This window comes from Schaalia radingae (genome assembly GCF_900106055.1).
Lineage (GTDB): Bacteria > Actinomycetota > Actinomycetes > Actinomycetales > Actinomycetaceae > Pauljensenia > Pauljensenia radingae_A.
This window is the reverse complement of the sequence record NZ_LT629792.1, coordinates 1,383,647-1,400,455: the sequence shown is the minus strand read 5'-3', so window position 1 is coordinate 1,400,455 and position 16,809 is coordinate 1,383,647. Positions and strand designations below refer to the sequence as shown.

The following is a 16,809-nucleotide window of genomic DNA, read 5'->3' as shown; positions in this document are numbered from 1 at the left end:
AGCAGATTGTGAGTGAGACGATCGGCGCGTTCACCGTCGATGAGATTCGTCAGGACTTCCCGTACCTGACGCGGCGCGGTAGGGCGGGTGGCCCCATCGCCTACTTTGACGCGTCAGCCACATCTCAAAAACCCTCGTGCGTCATAGACGCGGTTACTGACTTTTACCGGCACCACAACGGTGCCGTGCATCGCGGTACCCACGTGCTGTCAGATGACTCAACGCAACTGTACGAGGACGCGCGCGCCACCGTCGCACGCTTCATCAAAGCGCGGCCGGACGAAGTGGTGTGGACGAAGAACGCCACTGAAGCACTCAACATCGTCGCCTACGCGATGACGAACGGGTCAGCTGGTGGCTCGACAGGCCACGATGTCCGCTTCAGCCTGCAGGCAGGGGACCGGGTCGTGATCTCACGCGCCGAACACCACTCGAACCTGGTGCCGTGGCAGCTGGCCTGCCAGCGCAGCGGAGCCGAGCTCAAGTGGCTCGATCTGGACCCCGAGGGACGAATCGACCTCGATACACTGGACGTCATCACGCCGAACACGAAGGTCGTCGCCGTCACACACGCATCCAACGTGACCGGAGCGATCACTCCGATTGAGCCGATCATCCAGGCAGCCCATAACGTCGGCGCACTGGTGGTTCTGGATACATGCCAGTCATCTGCGCACCTTCCGATTGACGTGACAACACTGGGCGCAGACTTCATTGCTCTGTCATCACACAAGATGTGTGGGCCGACTGGAATTGGTGCATTGTGGTCACGTCGCGACCTGCTTGAAGCGATGCCACCAGTGCTGACGGGCGGCTCAACGGTCGCATCTGTCACGATGGATTCCACTGAGTTCCTGCCTGCACCTGACTGCTTCGAAGCCGGATCGCAACCAGTGGCACAGGCGGTCGGGTGGGCACGCGCACTGGAGTACATATCCACCATTGGAATGGATGCCATTGCCAGGCGCGAAGAGGAACTGGCCACACTGATGTTGGAAGGATTGTCCGACGTCGAAGGCGTGAAGATCCTGGGACCGACAACCACGCACGACCGTCTGGCAGTCGTGGCCTGGACGATGGACGGAGTCCACCCACATGATGTGGGCCAGTTCCTTGACTCGCGTGACGTTGCGGTGCGAGTAGGACACCACTGCGCCATCCCGTTGCACCAGTTTTTCTGCGAGCGCGCATCGACGCGGGCGACGGCAACAGTGACCACGACACGCGCCGAGATCGATCAGCTGATCGACGCGGTGAGCGCAACAGCAGGTTTTTTCACAGGAGCATAATGAGCAGTCTTGAACAGATGTACCAGCAAGTGATCCTGGATCACTCACGCGAACGCCGAGGCAGCGGCACGGTGGACAACATCCAGGCGTCCTCACACCAGGTCAACCCCACATGCGGTGACGAGGTGACCCTGGGCATCAGAGTTGACGATGCCGGAAACATTGAACACCTGGTGTGGGACGGGGATGGCTGCTCCATCTCGCAGGCCAGCCTGTCGATGCTCTCCGACATGGTCGAAGGCCAACCGACTGACACGGTGCGTGACCTGTACGCCGATATGGAAACCATGATGCATTCGCGCGGTCAGGGTGTGGACGATACAGTCCTGGACGCGCTGGGGGATGCCGCGGCCCTTGAAGGAACCAGCCAGTTCCCGAACAGAATCAAGTGCGCACTGCTGGGATGGTACGCCCTGCGTGACGCGCTGGCACAAGTTGGTATCGACATAGCAGGAGACGATCATGAGTGACACGCCCTATTCGCCCGAAGGCGCGCAGTCAGCAAACCCGATGGCTCAGACGGAACCTGTCGAACAGCGCTTTGCCCCCGCACCACAGCAGCAACTGCCCACCGGCGTTGACTACGTGGAAAACGGCACCGTTCCCGCCGCAGACGTGGAAGAAGCACTCAAGGACGTCATCGACCCCGAACTGGGAATCAACATCGTTGACCTCGGTCTGCTCTACGGCATCACGGTCAGTGAGGATGACAGTATCCAGCTGGATATGACGCTGACATCTGCTGCATGCCCACTGACCGACGTGATCGAACAGCAGGCGCAGATGGTGCTGCAGACGTTCACGGATCTGGTGATGGTCAACTGGGTGTGGATGCCCGCTTGGGGGCCAGAACGCATTACTCCTGATGGGCGGGATCAACTCCGCGCCCTCGGATTCAACGTCTGAGCATCGTCTGTTTGTGCTTAGTCGCGTGAGGAACTCTCGCCCGTATCCGTCTGTCCATCTGCGGCGCGCTTGGCAGCCTCGTGGCGGGTCTGCTCTTCCTGATAGGACCGGATCGCCGCCTCGGTTGCATCGGATACTCCGCGGGAGAGCGTTGTGGCAGCTTCGCTGACACCTTTCACTACCGGGGTGACGGCGTCCTCAACCGCTTTTGACGTGGAATCCCACAACTTTGCTGCCGGATTCAGCAACTGCTCACGAACCCTGCGCCGCATGACCTTGCCCAGCTGATTACGCGGCATGGTGGAGATGAACGCGATCTGGCGCGGCAATGCGTAGTGCGAGATCGATCGCTCTGCCCATTCGCGGACCTGATCCAAGGAAATCAGGGGAGCGCCCTCGTCCATGATCAGCGCAGCGGTTACTTCCTCGGTCTCATCACCCTTCGGCAGACCGACAACGGCCACATCCTTCACCCCAGGCATGGAACGAATCGCGTCCTCGACCTGCGAGGGATACACGTTGAAGCCGCCGGACAAAATGAGTTCCTTGCGGCGGTCAGCGAGCGTGATGAAACCGTCATCGTTGACACCGATATCGCCGGTGCGGAGCCAGCCGTCCTGTGTGAAGACTTTTGCGGTTTCCTCGGGAGCATCCAGGTAGCCCTCAAAGACCTGCGGGCCGCGCACAACGATCTCGCCTGGCTCGCCATCGTCGACATCACGCGTGGGATCCTCAAGGTCGACTAGGCGCAGCTCGGTGGAAGCGAAGGGGATACCCAGTGTGCCATGTCGCCTGCCTGGTCCCAGAGGCGACCCGCAGATGACAGGAGAGGTTTCAGACAAGCCATAGCCCTCTAGGATAATGCCGCCGGTATATTCTTCCCATTCGTCGGCAAATGCGGTAGACAACGGCATCGCTCCGGAGACCGAATACCGGATGCTGTCGAGCGGCGTATGCGTCTTTCGTGCTTCCTTCAGGATCCTCTCAAACATCGCGGGAACACCGACAAAGAACGTGACGGCACGACGACGATGCGCAGCAACAGCCATTGCCGCATCGAAAGTCGGCATCAGGACCTGCGTCGCCGCCTTCCTGACGGAGGTACACAGGAAAAACGTCAACCCGAATGCGTGGAAGTAGGGAAGCAGGGAGAAAAACGTTTCCGCGCCTTCGTGCAGCTTCCACACCCAGAACAGGTTCTGATTGACATTGGCGCCGATGTTGGTGTGAGTGAGCGGAACCGACTTTGGAATACCGTTGGTGCCGCCCGTGTGCAAGATAACGGCTCGATCTGAGCCAGTTGGATGCGGATAATCGCGACGAATACTGTGAGCAGCGGCCACTGCATGATCCCAGGAACGCGTCGAATCAGGAACCTCACCACGCATCTTGTCATGCATCTGCTTTGCCTTGGCGACCGGCAACTTCAATGCGAGGCGCTGAATGGTGGGAAGACCGGCTGCGATATTGACGGTGAAAACCTTCTCGATGTCAACCGACCCGTCAGTGGGGTAGGAGCCGACGCATTTTTCCCACACAATGGCGACCTTGGCGTGGTGACGCTTGAGCTGGCCTTCAATTTCGTGGGCGGGTGCGAGCGGATTGTGCTCAGCCGCTACGGCTCCGATCCTCATGCAGGCATAGAACGCAACAAATGCCTGCGGGCAGTTCGGCAGTGCGATGGCGACCACGTCGCCCTTTCGCACGCCAGCATCCACCAGGACCTGGGCGGCGCACAGCACCTGAGCGAGGACTTCCCGATAGGTCGTGGTCGCACCCATGTAATCCAGCGCCACATGCGACGGGTACAGTCGGGCAGTCGTATTGAGCAGTTCGAACAGTGGCGTGTCCGGGATCGGAATTTCATACGGACATCCCGGCTCATAGTGGGCGTGTGCCTGCTCGACGATACTCATAGCGCAATCTCCTCACCGATACGGTTCGATGCTATCGCACCGCCAACACTGCCTCCCAATCGAGGCGCTTGCCGTCACACTTCCGGTGCAGCGAATGTATCGCACTTCTCCAGCGAGCCGTTTTGCACGCCAGTTTCAAGCCAGCGTTGTCGCTGTTCAGCTGACCCATGTGTCCAGCTTTCAGGATTGGTCGTGCCCTGCGCCTGCTCCTGAATACGGTCATCACCAATGGCTTCGGCAGTCTGCCATGCTTGCGCCAGTTCCTCAGAAGTCGGCTCTTTCAGGAATGCCTCGCCTGATTCGGGATCCTTGGTCTGTGAGGCCCAATGCATCCACACGCCGGCGTAGCAGTCTGCCTGCAGTTCAAGACGCACTGCATCACTTTGCTCACCGGTCTCCTGGCTGCGATGTTCGGCAAAGATGCCGCGAAGATGCTGGATGTGATGGCCCCATTCATGAGCGACCACATACTCCTGAGCCAAAGGTGCGTTGGCAGCGCCGAGCTGCGATTCCATCTGCTGGAAGAAACCCAGGTCCAGGTTCACTGACGCATCTGAGGGGCAGTAGAAAGGACCGACCTGTGAAGAGGCCGTACCACACGCTGTGTTCACCGCCTGCTCGAAGAGCTGGAAGCTGGGCGGCTGGTAGTCCATTCCGGCCTGCTCGGGCAACTGAGTCTGCCAAACTACGTCCAGTGAATCAGCGGTCGTCACCATGCGGCATTCGACGTACTGATTGGCATCTGCACCAGTTTGGCAGTGTTGCAGAGACGATCCGGACTGTTCTTCCACGCTGGGCTGCGCCCCTCCGGCCAGGCCGGTCAGGTCGATTCCCGTCAGACGTGACAGCAGGAACAGGCCGATCAGTACGGCAACGGATCCGCCACCGATGGCAACGCCACGTCCGCCGCGGCTGGTACGCACTCGTCCAGAATTAGACTGGACCCCCTCGTTAAAACTCATATCGCAAGAGTAGCCCCTAGCGTTGGTCAGCGTGATGATAGCGTCCGAGCATTTCATCACGGAAAGCATCGAAGTCACCTGACTGGATGCTTCCGCGGATCGCATCGACCAGGTGCACAGTGAACCACTCATTGTGAATCGTCGCCAACGTGGACGCAAGGATCTCCCTGGCCTTGAACAGGTGACGCACGTAGGCGCGGGTGTAGTGCTGACACGTGTAGCACCCGCATCCATCGACCAGGGGAGTGAAGTCGTCAGCAAAGCGCGCATTCGTCACGTTAAAGCGCCCGTCCGGGGTGTAGATCGCGGCATTTCGCGCTACGCGCGACGGATTCACGCAGTCGAACGTGTCCGCCCCAGCTTCCACTCCGGCAAACAGGTCATCCGGTTCGGAAATTCCCAGCAGGTGACGAGGGCGATCGTCGGGCAGCTCCTCGCATACCCACGACACAATGCGCCCCAGATTCTCTTTCTCGAGGGCGCCTCCCACTCCGAACCCGTCAAAGGTGCGGCCATCGACTTCCATCTGCGCCAGGGTGCGCGCAGCACAGCGACGCAGATCCTCATACTGTGCGCCCTGGACAACGCCGAAGAGCTGCTGGTAAGGATGATCCGCGCGCTCTCGGGTCAAACGTTCATGTTCAGCAAGGCAACGCCGCGCCCACTCATGCGTACGCTCCAGGGATTCCTCCTGATACCAACGCGGATGCAGCAGCGAGGTCAACTCGTCAAATGCGAACATGATGTCTGCACCCAGCTGATGCTGAATCTGCATCGACTTTTCCGGAGTAAAACGGTGATGGGAACCGTCAATGTGGCTTTGGAACACCACGCCGTCACTGTCGACCACTGCGCGCGAAGATTTCACGGCCTGGCGGAACATCCAGTCCTGCTCGGCGGCAGAAGCCTCCTTGTAGACTCCCGAAAACTCCTGCGTGAGCACTTTCTTAAAGCCAGCGCCCAGTGAGAGCACCTGGAAACCACCCGAGTCGGTGAATGTCGGGCCGTGCCAATTCATGAATGCGCCGAAGCCGCCGGCACGATCCACGATGTCGGATCCGGGCTGCAGGTACAGGTGGTAGGCGTTCGCGAGGACCGCCTGGCCGCCCAGATTCGCCACCATCTCGGGAACCAGTGCCTTGACGTTGGCTTTCGTGCCCACTGGAATAAATGCGGGGGTGTGGATCTGACCGTGAGGCGTGGTAATGACACCCGTGCGGGACAGTCCCATACCGCTGTCGTGACGGTATGTGACCTCGAAACCGACTCCTCCCTCGCTCACTTTGTCAGCTTGGCCGGGCTGGGGCGTGATTTCTGGGTGCGGGCGGGACGGGAGCGCGATCCACTGCGGCGCGTCAGTCATGCGTTACCTCATTTTCATGCGCGGCGTTGCGCTCTGGTTGTTCCCAGCGGCGCACCGCACCGATCACTGCGTAGGTCAGGGGCAGGAAAATGACCTCGACTCCCACCTTGTACAGGTATCCGACCACCACGTAGTTGACGAAGTCCCATCCGGGAATGATTCCGGCGAAGGCGATGGTGCAGAAAATCAGCGTGTCAGCCAGCTCGCCCACCATTGTCGAACCGATGAGTCGAACCCACAGGTTACGCTCACCCCACCGCTGGCGCATGCGCACCAGGACCCAGGAGTTCAGCAACTGTCCGACCAGATAGCCACACACCGATGCAGCCACGATGCGTGGCACGAAACCGAGCACGGCGACGAAAGCATCCTGATTCTCATACCCCGGGCCTACAGGGGCAGCCCCGACAACCAGGAAGGTCAGGGAGGCCAAGATGGAAACTGCAAAACCGGTGAGAATGACGCGCTTTGCCCGCGCAAAGCCATAAATCTCAGAGAGTAAATCGCCCAGGATGTAGGTCAGTGGGAACAAGATCGCGCCGCCATCGAAAACCAGCATGAGCGGGCCAATATGGATCCCGATCACTTTGGTTGCCACGATATTGGAGATCAGCAAGAACGCGACAAAACATATTGCGACGATGTCGTAGACGGATCGATGACGCTGGACGCGTGGTTGTGAAGAAGTACTCATGACGTGTTTCCGTACCTGGGTCTAAGGCCCGCTTTAGCGAGGCCTGCGCTGGCCGCGTGCACCGAAACGGTGTCCCGAGTGATGATCACCCGATCCGCTGCGGGGACGACGCACATGTCCTGCATCGGTGGCACGCGAACGCGGCCCGCCATCAACACGGATACGCAGCGTACGCCCGGCAACCTGGGCTTTACCGAGTTTTTCCATCTGATCGTCGGACAGGCTCGGGCCGATGTCCACCAGTGAGAATGTCGGGTAAATATCGATACGGCCCACATCAGAGCCTTTCAGATGAGCTTCGCCCGTGATTGCTCCAACAATGGATCCAGGTTTGACGCCATCCTTCTTGCCGACTTCGATGCGGTAGCGCGTCCCCATCGGGGTACGCTGCGGCTTGCCGCCGGCGCGCCGGCGGGCACCGTTCTTCCCACCCTTGAGCGGCTTCGAATCACGCCCGTTTTCGAAAGATGCAGACAGGAACTCACCGTTCTCATCGAGGACTTCCTCGCGGCGAATCTTGCCGTCGGAGCGGCGGTCCTTGTGATCGTGCGTGCCATTGTCATGGACAGTGCGCGCCAGCATTGCTGAGGCGATGATCAGTGGATCGCACGCGTGCTCATCTGCGAACTCGCGGATGAGCTGCTCGAACATGTCGAGTTGCCCGCGTTCAATACGCGTGGGCAACATGTCGAGGAAATGGCGCGAACGGAACTCGCTGACAGCCTGTGGCGTGGGGATGTGGACTTCCTCCATCGCAGTGCCCGTCAGTTTTTCGATACGACGCAGACGGTAGTGCTCGCGAGGAGTGAAGAACGACAGTGATTCGCCTTCGCGGCCGGCGCGCCCGGTGCGACCGATACGGTGGACGTAGGCTTCAGGTTCGCGTGGCACATCAAAATTGACGACCAGGCCGATCCGCTCCACGTCCAGACCTCGGGCCGCCACATCGGTGGCAACCAGAACGTCCAAAGAACCGGACCGCAGACGCTCCACCATGCGCTCACGTTCCTGCTGTGCCACATCGCCGGAAATTCCGGCCGCGCGGAAACCTCGAGCCGTCAGATCCAGTGAAATCTCTTCAGCATCCAGTCGCGTGCGCACAAAGACGATGACGGCGTCGGCCGAGCGGGTCGACAAGACGCGGGCCAGCGCATTGTTCTTGTGTTTAAACGGCACAACCGCGTAGGTCTGGTGGATGGTGTCAACGGTCGATGACTCTTCCGACACCGCTATCTTCAACGGATCATGCAAGTGGGTTTGCGCCACTTTTTCAATCGCTGCCGGCATTGTGGCCGAAAAGAGTGCCGTGACGCGTTGGGTGGGAACTGTGGCGGCGATGGTCTCCACATCCTCGGCGAATCCCATGCGCAGCATTTCATCGGCTTCATCAAGGACGAGCATACGCACCGAGGACAGATCCAGCGCGCCCTTCTCGATCAGGTCGATCATGCGGCCAGGTGTGCCCACGACGATCTGCGCGCCATCCTTCAGCGCGCGAAGCTGCGGGCCGTATGCAGAGCCACCATAGACGGCGACAATGTTGATGCCGCGGTAGCTCGCCGCAAACTCTTCCATCGCATCGGCTGACTGCAGCGCCAGTTCGCGCGTCGGAGCCAGAACGACCGCCTGGACATCCTTTTCTTTCGGATCAATCAGCGTCAGCATCGGCAGTCCGAATGCCGCCGTCTTACCGGTGCCGGTCTGCGCGATGCCGACCACGTCACGCGCCTCAAGCAGTGCGGGAATCGCCTCAGCCTGAATGGGCGTGGGCGTCTCGAATCCCATCGCTGTGACCGTGTCCAGCAGGGGAGCGGGCAGACCGAGGTCAGCGAAGTTCACCTGATCGTCGGCGTCGTCATCCTCGTCGTCATTTCCATCGTAATCCTCGTCATCTTCGAGGTCGATGTCGTCCTGATCGACATCGTCGGCATGGTCATTGTCGTCAGTTCCATCGGCGAGGGCCTCGCTGTCAGCATCCGAATCCTGTGCAACGTCGTCCTCGTGAAACAGAACGTCATCGAGGCCGAGGGCATCGGATGTGGACATAGGGGCAGAATCTTGTGAAGGCACGGTTTCCTCTTACTGTTGTGAACACAGGGCTCGCGGTTTCGAAAAATGCCACCAGGAACGCCTGGGGCTACAGGGCGCGACCCATTACACCAACAACACACATCGGCTCCTGGCCGATCACTATCACAGTGGGAAGCGCCTTGACGAGCTTTAACACTATTGCGTTTCGCGCTCATTTCCTAGCGTGAGCGGCGGTGAAATGCCTCACCGCGCCTGTTTTGAGCGGATTCTGGAGGAGGCGAACACCGCCAGCAGGCACACGCCCAGCGCGATTACGGGGGCTGGAACATACTGAATACCGCCCTCAAACGCCGGCATCCAGACGGCCAACACGACCGAAACGATTGCCAGTTCCACGGCGCCGCCCGCATTGTCAGCAATCTGGAGCCACGAGGAGGCCCGTCCGTGTTCAGACGGATCAATTGACCCGAGCGTGAGATCAGACAATGTTGAGTGCACCATTCCGATCCCCAGACCTGTAATACTCCACCCCACAAGGGCGACAGCCGGCGGGAGCCCTTTCAACAGCAGGAAACACACGGGAAGAACGCCGACCACCATGAGGCTCGCGCCCACCAGCGGCAGTCTTTCACGCGTTGCCTGAGAGTTGACGCGCGTGGGAATCGCTGAGCCTATCGCCCACGTGATTGAGCCAATCGTCACGGCGAGCGATGCATGACTTGCACTCCATAAGTGCACACGCTGGAGAACAAGCGGCAGGAAAACCTCCGCGCCAGACAGACCGCCCATGACCAGTGCGCGAGTGGCAATGATTGAGGCGATACCGGGGCGAAGAGTAAACGTGCCGTCGGGAACCAGGCGCTTCAATGTCATGGCACAGCCGGCCAGGCCGAGAACAGTCGCCGCAACGAGCGCCCATCCACTCAGCGTTCCTGCAAATTGCACCAGCACAACGGAGCCACCCGCTCCGGCCGCCAACGCGGCCAGATGACGCATCGAACCTTCGACCGCACCCTGACGAGAAGGGAAACGCCGCAGCACGGGGACCATTGCCGCCAGGCCGACGGCAGCGATGAACGGCACTACGCCGAAGACCCATCGCCAGCCCCACGTGGCCGTGACCCATCCGGCAATCGCAGGACCGACCAGAGAGGGAAACACCCACGCCATCGAAAAGGCGGCGAAAAACGTGGGCCGATGTCGCGGTGACGCGATGGAGCCGACGAAAACATAGATCGGCACCATGACGAGGCCACCGCCCAGACCCTGAATCATGCGTCCGATGACGAAGAGTGCGATATGCCCGGCGAATGTGCACAGCGCCAGCCCCACCACAAACAGTGCGGCACCCCACAGCAGCACCTTGCGCGGGCCGCGCGCATCACACAGAGGTCCGGCGATGACGGTGGAGGCAAGCTGCATGGCGATCGCCGCTCCGGACGCGACGGCGAACCACGTATCGGATCCCAGATCGGCCACAACATTCGGCATGATCGTCATAGCTGCCAGCGCTTCAAATGCTGCCAGGGTGATCAAGACGATGGAACCAGCCAGCAGAACTTTCTCATCGCGACTCCACCGCGTGACGGCGTCACCCTCGGTGATCTGAGCAGGCGTTTCGCGGTTGGTCTCCATGAGCCGTAGACTACCCTGTGTCACTCTGGATTGCTGCGCTGCCTGTTTCGCAGATGCGGCGACCAGTGAAGTCAATGAAAGGAAAACTGGTGTTACGCACACACACGATCTCTCAGATGGGGACCGACCTGGTCGGTCAGACAGTGACATTAACCGGGTGGGTTGACCGCCGCCGTGATCATGGCGGAGTGGTGTTCATTGACCTGAGAGATGCCAGCGGAATCGTGCAGGTTGTTGTCCGCGATGAATCCGTCGCCCATGAGCTGCGTTCAGAATACTGCCTGCGGGTAACCGGCGAAGTCAGCGCCCGTCCCGAAGGCAACGATAATCCGGAACTGTCCACGGGGCAGGTTGAGATTCTGGGCGATGACATTGAGATTCTGAACACCTCGCCGGCTTTGCCTTTCCAGGTGTCGGCCCATGCCGAAGAATCCGGCAGCGTGGGCGAAGAGACACGTCTGCGTTACCGTTTTCTCGATCTGCGTCGCGCCCAGTTGCAGCATGTGATGCGTTTGCGCTCCTGCGTGTCGAGGGCGGCTCGCGAAGCCCTGTACGAACACGACTTCGTGGAAGTTGAAACACCGACATTGACGCGTTCCACCCCTGAAGGTGCCCGCGACTTCATCGTGCCGGCGCGCCTGTCTCCAGGCTGCTGGTACGCCTTGCCTCAGTCACCGCAGTTGTTCAAGCAGCTCCTCATGGTCGGTGGAATGGAACGCTACTTCCAGATTGCGCGCTGCTACCGAGATGAGGACTTCCGAGCTGACCGTCAGCCCGAATTCACTCAGCTTGATATTGAGATGAGCTTCGTCAGCCAGGACGACGTCATTGCCGTGTCCGAGGACGTGCTGCGAGCAGTGTGGGCTGAAATCGGTTACGACTTGAAGACTCCGATCCCACGCATGCCGTTCAACGAAGCAATGGCCAAATACGGCTCCGATAAGCCGGATCTGCGTTTTGGATGCGAACTGATCGACCTGACCGACTACTTCAAGGACACCCCGTTCCGCGTCTTCCAGAACCCGTATGTGGGTGCAATCGTGATGCCAGGCGGTGCTTCACAGCCTCGCCGCACCTTCGACAAGTGGCAGGAATGGGCCAAAGCTCGTGGAGCCAAGGGACTGGCCTACGTGACCATTGCCGAGGACGGAACACTGGGCGGTCCCGTAGCAAAGAACATTTCCGATCAGGAACGCGAAGGCCTGGTCGAGGCCACAGGAGCCAACCCCGGTGACTGCATCTTTTTCGGCGCCGGAAAGCCCACAGCAACCCGCGAACTGCTTGGCGCTGTGCGCCTGGAAGTGGGACGCCGCTGCAACCTGATTGACGAGGACGCATGGTCATTCGTGTGGATCGTCGACGCACCCCTGTTCAAACCGACCGGCGAAGCTGAAGCAGAAGGTGACGTGGCGCTGGGGCACTCCTCATGGACCGCTGTCCACCACGCGTTCACCATGCCGCAGGACGAATGGCGTGACAACTTCGAGGACGATCCGGAGCACGCGTTGTCCTACGCCTACGACATCGTGTGCAACGGCAACGAAATCGGTGGCGGCTCGATCCGTATTCACCGTGACGACATTCAGCAGCGCGTCTTCAACGTGATGGGAATTTCCGAGGAAGAAGCCGAATCGAAGTTCGGATTCCTCATGAGCGCACTGAAGTTCGGCGCACCGCCACACGGCGGCGTGGCATTTGGATGGGACCGCATCGTCTCGCTGCTCACGCATGCCGACTCGATCCGTGACGTCATCGCCTTCCCGAAGTCCGGTGGCGGATACGACCCGCTGACCGACGCGCCCGCGCCGATCACGCCGCGTCAGCGTAAGGAAGCAGGGGTCGATGCGAAACCGCGCAAGCGCGGTGAAACAGACCAGGATCAGAAGGCCGACAAAGCCGACAAGGCGGAGAAGGCCGAAAAGGCTGGCCAGGCTGACAAGTCGTGATCGTCAGTGCCATTTTGTCAGGGCGGCTCGGACACACATGTGTCGGGTCGCCCTCGGCTTTTACGACGCCAGGCGTTCAAACAGTCTGGCACGCCGCGCAAGATAGTCGCCCTCGCTGATCCATCCGGACGAAAAATCAACAGTGCGATCCGGATCCATGATGCGCAGCACCTCCTCGCGACCAATACGCGTGGCGGCGTCGTGGAACAGGACGAGGTCTTCGAAGGCAGCTCGGAGCATTTCGTAACGTAGCGAGTAATACACGCCGAGGTCGTCCGCCGGATACACGACGAATGGGTCGCCTGAGAAGAACGCTCCGCCGGCGCTGGAATCGGCGAACGGATTAATGGGACGCACCGACAGCTGCGAGTAGTAGAAGTCAAACGCCCAGTGCAGAAAACCGCGACTGTTCGCGCAGAACAGCTGCAGACCGAGCATGCGGTGACGAATCGGGCGCTGCGCAATGAAACGGTTGGCCACAGCGTTCGCCTGACCCACGCAGTAGTACACCCAGGATGGCTCGTAGCCAGCCTCACGGAAACGCGTCACCGCAGTGGTGGCCACGATCGGATGGTCAACCAGGTCGATGTAATCCGGATCGGACAGTGCATCGCCCACCATCTGCCCTTCCAGCAGATCGATCACCTGCTTGCGCGCCGCCTGATAGCTGGAACGGTTGGTCTCATCAGGCTCGTCTGAAATATGCCACCAGATCGCATCACCGAGGTTGCGTCCACGGAAATAACCGATGAGGAATGGGATGAGCTGTTCGACAAACGCGAGGTACTTGGGCGAGGTTGCCTCCGTGTCCCATCCGAAACGCCGTTGTTCCCCCTCAGTTGTTTTCACGATGAACTGCGGACACGCGTGCGCACCCCACTGCGTGAACAGGTGTGGCAGTTCGAGGTAGCGGATACCCGCATCCAATGCCATATCAACCCACCGATCGAGACGCTCCGTGGCGAAGTGGTACGTCCCGTCATAGCTGATATCCAGTAACTGTGTCGCAGGCCTGTAGGTGCCGACCGCCGTGTCGAGTGGGGGAGACCAGATCGGGGTCAGCAAGCTGTTCACGCCCATCTGTGTAGCGGCCCGCACATGATTGGCGAGGGCGTGCCAATGCTGCTCGGACCACATGGGAACGTGAAAGTACGTGGCGAGGCAATCCGGATGCAGCCACTGGGTGTTGATGAAATCGCTGTCGTGGTGTGTCAGATCAACGCCTGTGACAGATACGGTTTGTTCGAACAGATTTGAATCGGCGTGGGTGACAGTTACGGTGATTGTGCCCGAAAATGCCGGCACACTCACCCATACGGCATTCCATCCCATATGGTGCGCCTGCAGCACAACAGTCGTCAGAGCACCGTCGACGCTCGCGTCCAGAGGGGTCAGCAGATCGGGCAGCAGGGATGGTTGGGTTGCCAGATACCCGTCATCTGCATCTGCCGGTGCTGGCAGGCCGGCCGCAACCAGGTCAACGTGACAGACCTGGACGGGCTCACCGTCCGTGCGAATGGTCAACGTCAATTCAGAGCGCGACCAGTACACGTCCTGGTGCTCGTGCCAGGCCACCTGGAAATTGATCGACTGACCGGTGCGCGTGACCAATGGATGCGTGAGCGAGTCGGGCTCCTCGCTGGGAAGCACCTTTGTCAGGTCGTCAACCAATCGGATATCGACGCGTGAAGTGGGGGCAGCCATCAAGATCCTTCCGCACGGTGTCAGTTGCCTTCCACTGTGCCATGAAGTTCTCGCCCGTGCCGCCTAACGACGCTGATCAATGGGCACTTTCTTTTTGGAAGAGACACGCGACAAGTTCCAGCGAAGAGGACAAAAATGAGGCACACTAGAGACATGGCTCACATTGAAATGCATCCGGAGAATCCACAAGCCCGCTTGGTCACTAAGACCGTTGACCTCCTCAAGGAGGGTGGCACCATCGCATTACCGACCGACTCGGGATATGCGATTGCCTGCACCCTGGGGAACAAGGAAGGGATGGATGTCATCCGGCAGATCAGAAAACTCGACGAGAAGCACAACTTCTCGTTGCTGTGTCATTCCTTTGCGCAGCTGGGTGAGCTTGTCATCGTCGACAACCACCAATTCCGCACGATTAAGGCGCTGACGCCCGGACCGTACACGTTCATTCTCCAAGGCACCAAGGTCGTGCCTCGTATGACGCTGAACAAGAAGAAGCACACAGTGGGCGTCCGGCTGCCAGATCATGTGATTACTCAAACGATTGTCGAAGCTCTGGGGGAGCCGCTTCTGTGCTCGACTTTGATCATGCCTGGCGAAGACGAGCCGTTGGTGGACGGACACGATGTTGACGACCGCATCGGCAACATGGTGGATCTTGTCATTGTTGGCCCGGTCGGTCTGGCCGAACCGACAACCGTCATCGATTACACCGACGGTACGGCAGTGATCGCCCGTAAGGGCGCTGGCGACACGTCACTATTTGAATAGAAGTTTCCTGTGCGCTCTCGCACTGTGGAATGGCACAGCGCGAGAGTACACGAATTTGGGAATTTTGCTCACAATCAGTATCCAAATTTCAGTTCCTTAGGTAGCATCCGGCATGGAGCTATATTCGAAGGAGCGATGTTGTGAGCGAACACGTCAGGCGAGAACCGCGCAGGACACGTGTGTGGATCCTGATCGCGGCATGCACTGCCGTGCTGGTTGCGCTGGTCGGTTCGGGGGCTGCCTACGCTGCCCACTACGATGAGCGGGCGCTTCCCCGTACATCTGTTGCCGCTATTCCAGTTTCAGGAATGACGCATGACGAGGTCGTTGCCGCTATCAACGAACGTGCGCAGAACATTCGTGTCACCGCCCGGGTTGACGGCAAAGAAACTGAGATCGCTCTGGCTGACGCCGGTATCCAGATCGACGCCGAAGCCACAGCGACCCTGGCTCTTGAATCGAGCCGTTCCTGGACAAGCCGCCTGCAGGGACTGTTCACATCCCGACAGATCCCGGTGGTGACCACAACGGATGAAGAGGCACTCAGCGCGATGGCGGAAACGCTTGCGCGTCAAGCGGGACCTGCTGCCGTCGATGCGTCCGCCCACTACGACGCCGACCGTGATGCATTCGTGGTTGATCCTGCCGAAAATGGCACAACGATTGACGCGCAAGCACTGACGACAGCTCTGATGGACGCTGCGACAACGCTGGGCGACACGGAAGTTGACCTGTCCTCGACGCAGTCGGAGCCGTCCGTAACCACAGAAGCCGCACAGCAGGCTGCCCAGCAGGCAGATGAAATGCTGGAGCCAGACGTTTCACTGACCGACACGATCGATTCCTTCACACCCTCGCGCGCCGACGTTGCCCAGTGGATTTCCTTCGAGAACACGGACAGCAAGCTCACCGCCCACTACTCCTCTGAAGCTGTTGGCTCGTGGGTATCAGCAACTGCCCAAGCCTCAAATGTGGAAGCCGACCCTACGATCAACAACGTCAATGCTGCAGGCGACGTGCTGGTAGAAGCATGGCCAGGTAAACCCGGCCTGAAAGCCAATAATGTCGCTGACCTGTCGAACGCGCTGATGAGTGCCCTCGACAATGGCGAAACGTATGAAGGCACGATCACCTATGACGACGTGCCGCAGGAAACGAAGACGCGCCCGATCGCCCCGGGTGCGGAGAATCTGCCGTATCCGGCTGCTGAGGGCGAAAAGTGGATCGATATTGATCTGACCAGGCTGACGGTCACCCCGTACATTGGCACGAAACAGGCTCACGAACCCATCAGCATTGTTCCCGGCTCACCTGGCCACGAAACGGTCACCGGTCTGTATCACGTCTACCTCAAGTATGAGAAGCAGGACATGGGGTGCACACCCGAGTGGCCATACTGCGCCAAGGACGTGCCGTGGGTGTCCTACTTCACGGGCTCGTACGCCATGCATGGCGCACCGTGGGTGAGTGAATTCGGATGGTCCGGACCGGGCGGTTCGCACGGATGCCTGAACATGCCCGTGTGGGGCGCAAAACTCATCTACGATTTCGACGAAATCGGCACCCCTGTCATGAGTCACTATTAAGCCGTA

The 16,809-nt window shown here is 59.6% G+C and carries 13 protein-coding genes; 6 read left to right on the top strand and 7 right to left on the bottom strand.

Annotated elements, in window-relative coordinates; genetic code table 11:
* The first annotated feature begins 8 nt into the window (after window positions 1–8).
* Genes BLT69_RS06195 through BLT69_RS06185 form a run of 3 tightly spaced genes read left to right on the top strand, consistent with a single transcriptional unit; the run spans window position 9 to window position 2,195 of the window.
* On the top strand, window positions 9–1,289 hold the full coding sequence (locus BLT69_RS06195; protein WP_092648627.1) for an aminotransferase class V-fold PLP-dependent enzyme: 1,281 nt from the start codon (window positions 9–11) through the stop codon (window positions 1,287–1,289).
* Window positions 1,289–1,759, top strand: coding sequence for a Fe-S cluster assembly sulfur transfer protein SufU (gene sufU / locus BLT69_RS06190; protein WP_092648626.1), 471 nt, complete (start codon window positions 1,289–1,291; stop codon window positions 1,757–1,759). Before BLT69_RS06195 ends, sufU begins: the two co-directional genes overlap by 1 nt.
* On the top strand, window positions 1,752–2,195 hold the full coding sequence (locus BLT69_RS06185) for a metal-sulfur cluster assembly factor (RefSeq protein ID WP_257590272.1): 444 nt from the start codon (window positions 1,752–1,754) through the stop codon (window positions 2,193–2,195). Before sufU ends, BLT69_RS06185 begins: the two co-directional genes overlap by 8 nt.
* A 17-nt stretch (window positions 2,196–2,212) precedes the next feature.
* On the opposite strand, the gene BLT69_RS06180 is transcribed toward BLT69_RS06185, so the two are convergent.
* From BLT69_RS06180 to BLT69_RS06155, 6 genes are all read right to left on the bottom strand, one after another.
* Window positions 2,213–4,111, bottom strand: a complete 1,899-nt coding sequence (locus tag BLT69_RS06180) for an AMP-binding protein (RefSeq protein ID WP_092648625.1) — start codon at window positions 4,109–4,111, stop codon at window positions 2,213–2,215.
* Between the two features lie 74 nt (window positions 4,112–4,185).
* Window positions 4,186–5,073, bottom strand: coding sequence for a KPN_02809 family neutral zinc metallopeptidase (gene ypfJ / locus BLT69_RS06175; RefSeq protein ID WP_092648624.1), 888 nt, complete (start codon window positions 5,071–5,073; stop codon window positions 4,186–4,188).
* Between the two features lie 16 nt (window positions 5,074–5,089).
* Window positions 5,090–6,436: a tRNA guanosine(34) transglycosylase Tgt gene (gene tgt, locus BLT69_RS06170; protein WP_092648623.1), complete on the bottom strand. Its 1,347-nt coding sequence runs from the start codon at window positions 6,434–6,436 to the stop codon at window positions 5,090–5,092.
* The gene (locus BLT69_RS06165) at window positions 6,429–7,130 is read right to left on the bottom strand and encodes a queuosine precursor transporter (RefSeq protein ID WP_092648622.1); all 702 of its coding nucleotides are present in this window, start codon (window positions 7,128–7,130) and stop codon (window positions 6,429–6,431) included. The genes tgt and BLT69_RS06165 overlap by 8 nt, the downstream gene beginning before the upstream one ends.
* A 33-nt stretch (window positions 7,131–7,163) precedes the next feature.
* On the bottom strand, window positions 7,164–9,176 hold the full coding sequence (locus tag BLT69_RS06160) for a DEAD/DEAH box helicase (RefSeq protein WP_092648621.1): 2,013 nt from the start codon (window positions 9,174–9,176) through the stop codon (window positions 7,164–7,166).
* Window positions 9,177–9,404: 228 nt separating this feature from the next.
* Window positions 9,405–10,796, bottom strand: a complete 1,392-nt coding sequence (locus BLT69_RS06155; protein WP_092648620.1) for an MFS transporter — start codon at window positions 10,794–10,796, stop codon at window positions 9,405–9,407.
* 89 nt (window positions 10,797–10,885) lie between these two features.
* Here BLT69_RS06155 and aspS point away from each other — a divergent pair, with 89 nt between their 5' ends.
* Window positions 10,886–12,742, top strand: a complete 1,857-nt coding sequence (aspS, locus tag BLT69_RS06150) for an aspartate--tRNA ligase (RefSeq protein WP_092649106.1) — start codon at window positions 10,886–10,888, stop codon at window positions 12,740–12,742.
* A gap of 60 nt (window positions 12,743–12,802) precedes the next feature.
* Here the strand turns inward: aspS and BLT69_RS06145 are convergent, their stop codons facing one another.
* The gene (locus BLT69_RS06145; RefSeq protein ID WP_092648619.1) at window positions 12,803–14,446 is read right to left on the bottom strand and encodes a DUF4091 domain-containing protein; all 1,644 of its coding nucleotides are present in this window, start codon (window positions 14,444–14,446) and stop codon (window positions 12,803–12,805) included.
* A 153-nt stretch (window positions 14,447–14,599) separates the two neighbouring features.
* On the opposite strand from BLT69_RS06145, the gene BLT69_RS06140 reads away from it, so the two are divergent.
* Both BLT69_RS06140 and BLT69_RS06135 read left to right on the top strand, forming a co-directional pair.
* Window positions 14,600–15,217, top strand: a complete 618-nt coding sequence (locus BLT69_RS06140; protein WP_058236807.1) for an L-threonylcarbamoyladenylate synthase — start codon at window positions 14,600–14,602, stop codon at window positions 15,215–15,217.
* Window positions 15,218–15,357: 140 nt separating this feature from the next.
* On the top strand, window positions 15,358–16,803 hold the full coding sequence (locus BLT69_RS06135) for a L,D-transpeptidase family protein (RefSeq protein WP_070727333.1): 1,446 nt from the start codon (window positions 15,358–15,360) through the stop codon (window positions 16,801–16,803).
* The last annotated feature ends 6 nt before the right edge of the window (window positions 16,804–16,809 follow it).

Bases quoted from the DNA above. Each gene is read 5' to 3' on its own strand.
- sufU (WP_092648626.1), top strand. From the start codon at position 1,289: ATGAGCAGTCTTGAACAGATGTACCAGCAAGTGATCCTGGATCACTCA.
- BLT69_RS06185 (WP_257590272.1), top strand. From the start codon at position 1,752: ATGAGTGACACGCCCTATTCGCCCGAAGGCGCGCAGTCAGCAAACCCG.
- BLT69_RS06180 (WP_092648625.1), bottom strand. From the start codon at position 4,111: ATGAGTATCGTCGAGCAGGCACACGCCCACTATGAGCCGGGATGTCCG.
- ypfJ (WP_092648624.1), bottom strand. From the start codon at position 5,073: ATGAGTTTTAACGAGGGGGTCCAGTCTAATTCTGGACGAGTGCGTACC.
- tgt (WP_092648623.1), bottom strand. From the start codon at position 6,436: ATGACTGACGCGCCGCAGTGGATCGCGCTCCCGTCCCGCCCGCACCCA.
- BLT69_RS06165 (WP_092648622.1), bottom strand. From the start codon at position 7,130: ATGAGTACTTCTTCACAACCACGCGTCCAGCGTCATCGATCCGTCTAC.
- BLT69_RS06160 (WP_092648621.1), bottom strand. From the start codon at position 9,176: ATGTCCACATCCGATGCCCTCGGCCTCGATGACGTTCTGTTTCACGAG.
- BLT69_RS06155 (WP_092648620.1), bottom strand. From the start codon at position 10,796: ATGGAGACCAACCGCGAAACGCCTGCTCAGATCACCGAGGGTGACGCC.
- BLT69_RS06145 (WP_092648619.1), bottom strand. From the start codon at position 14,446: ATGGCTGCCCCCACTTCACGCGTCGATATCCGATTGGTTGACGACCTG.
- BLT69_RS06140 (WP_058236807.1), top strand. From the start codon at position 14,600: ATGGCTCACATTGAAATGCATCCGGAGAATCCACAAGCCCGCTTGGTC.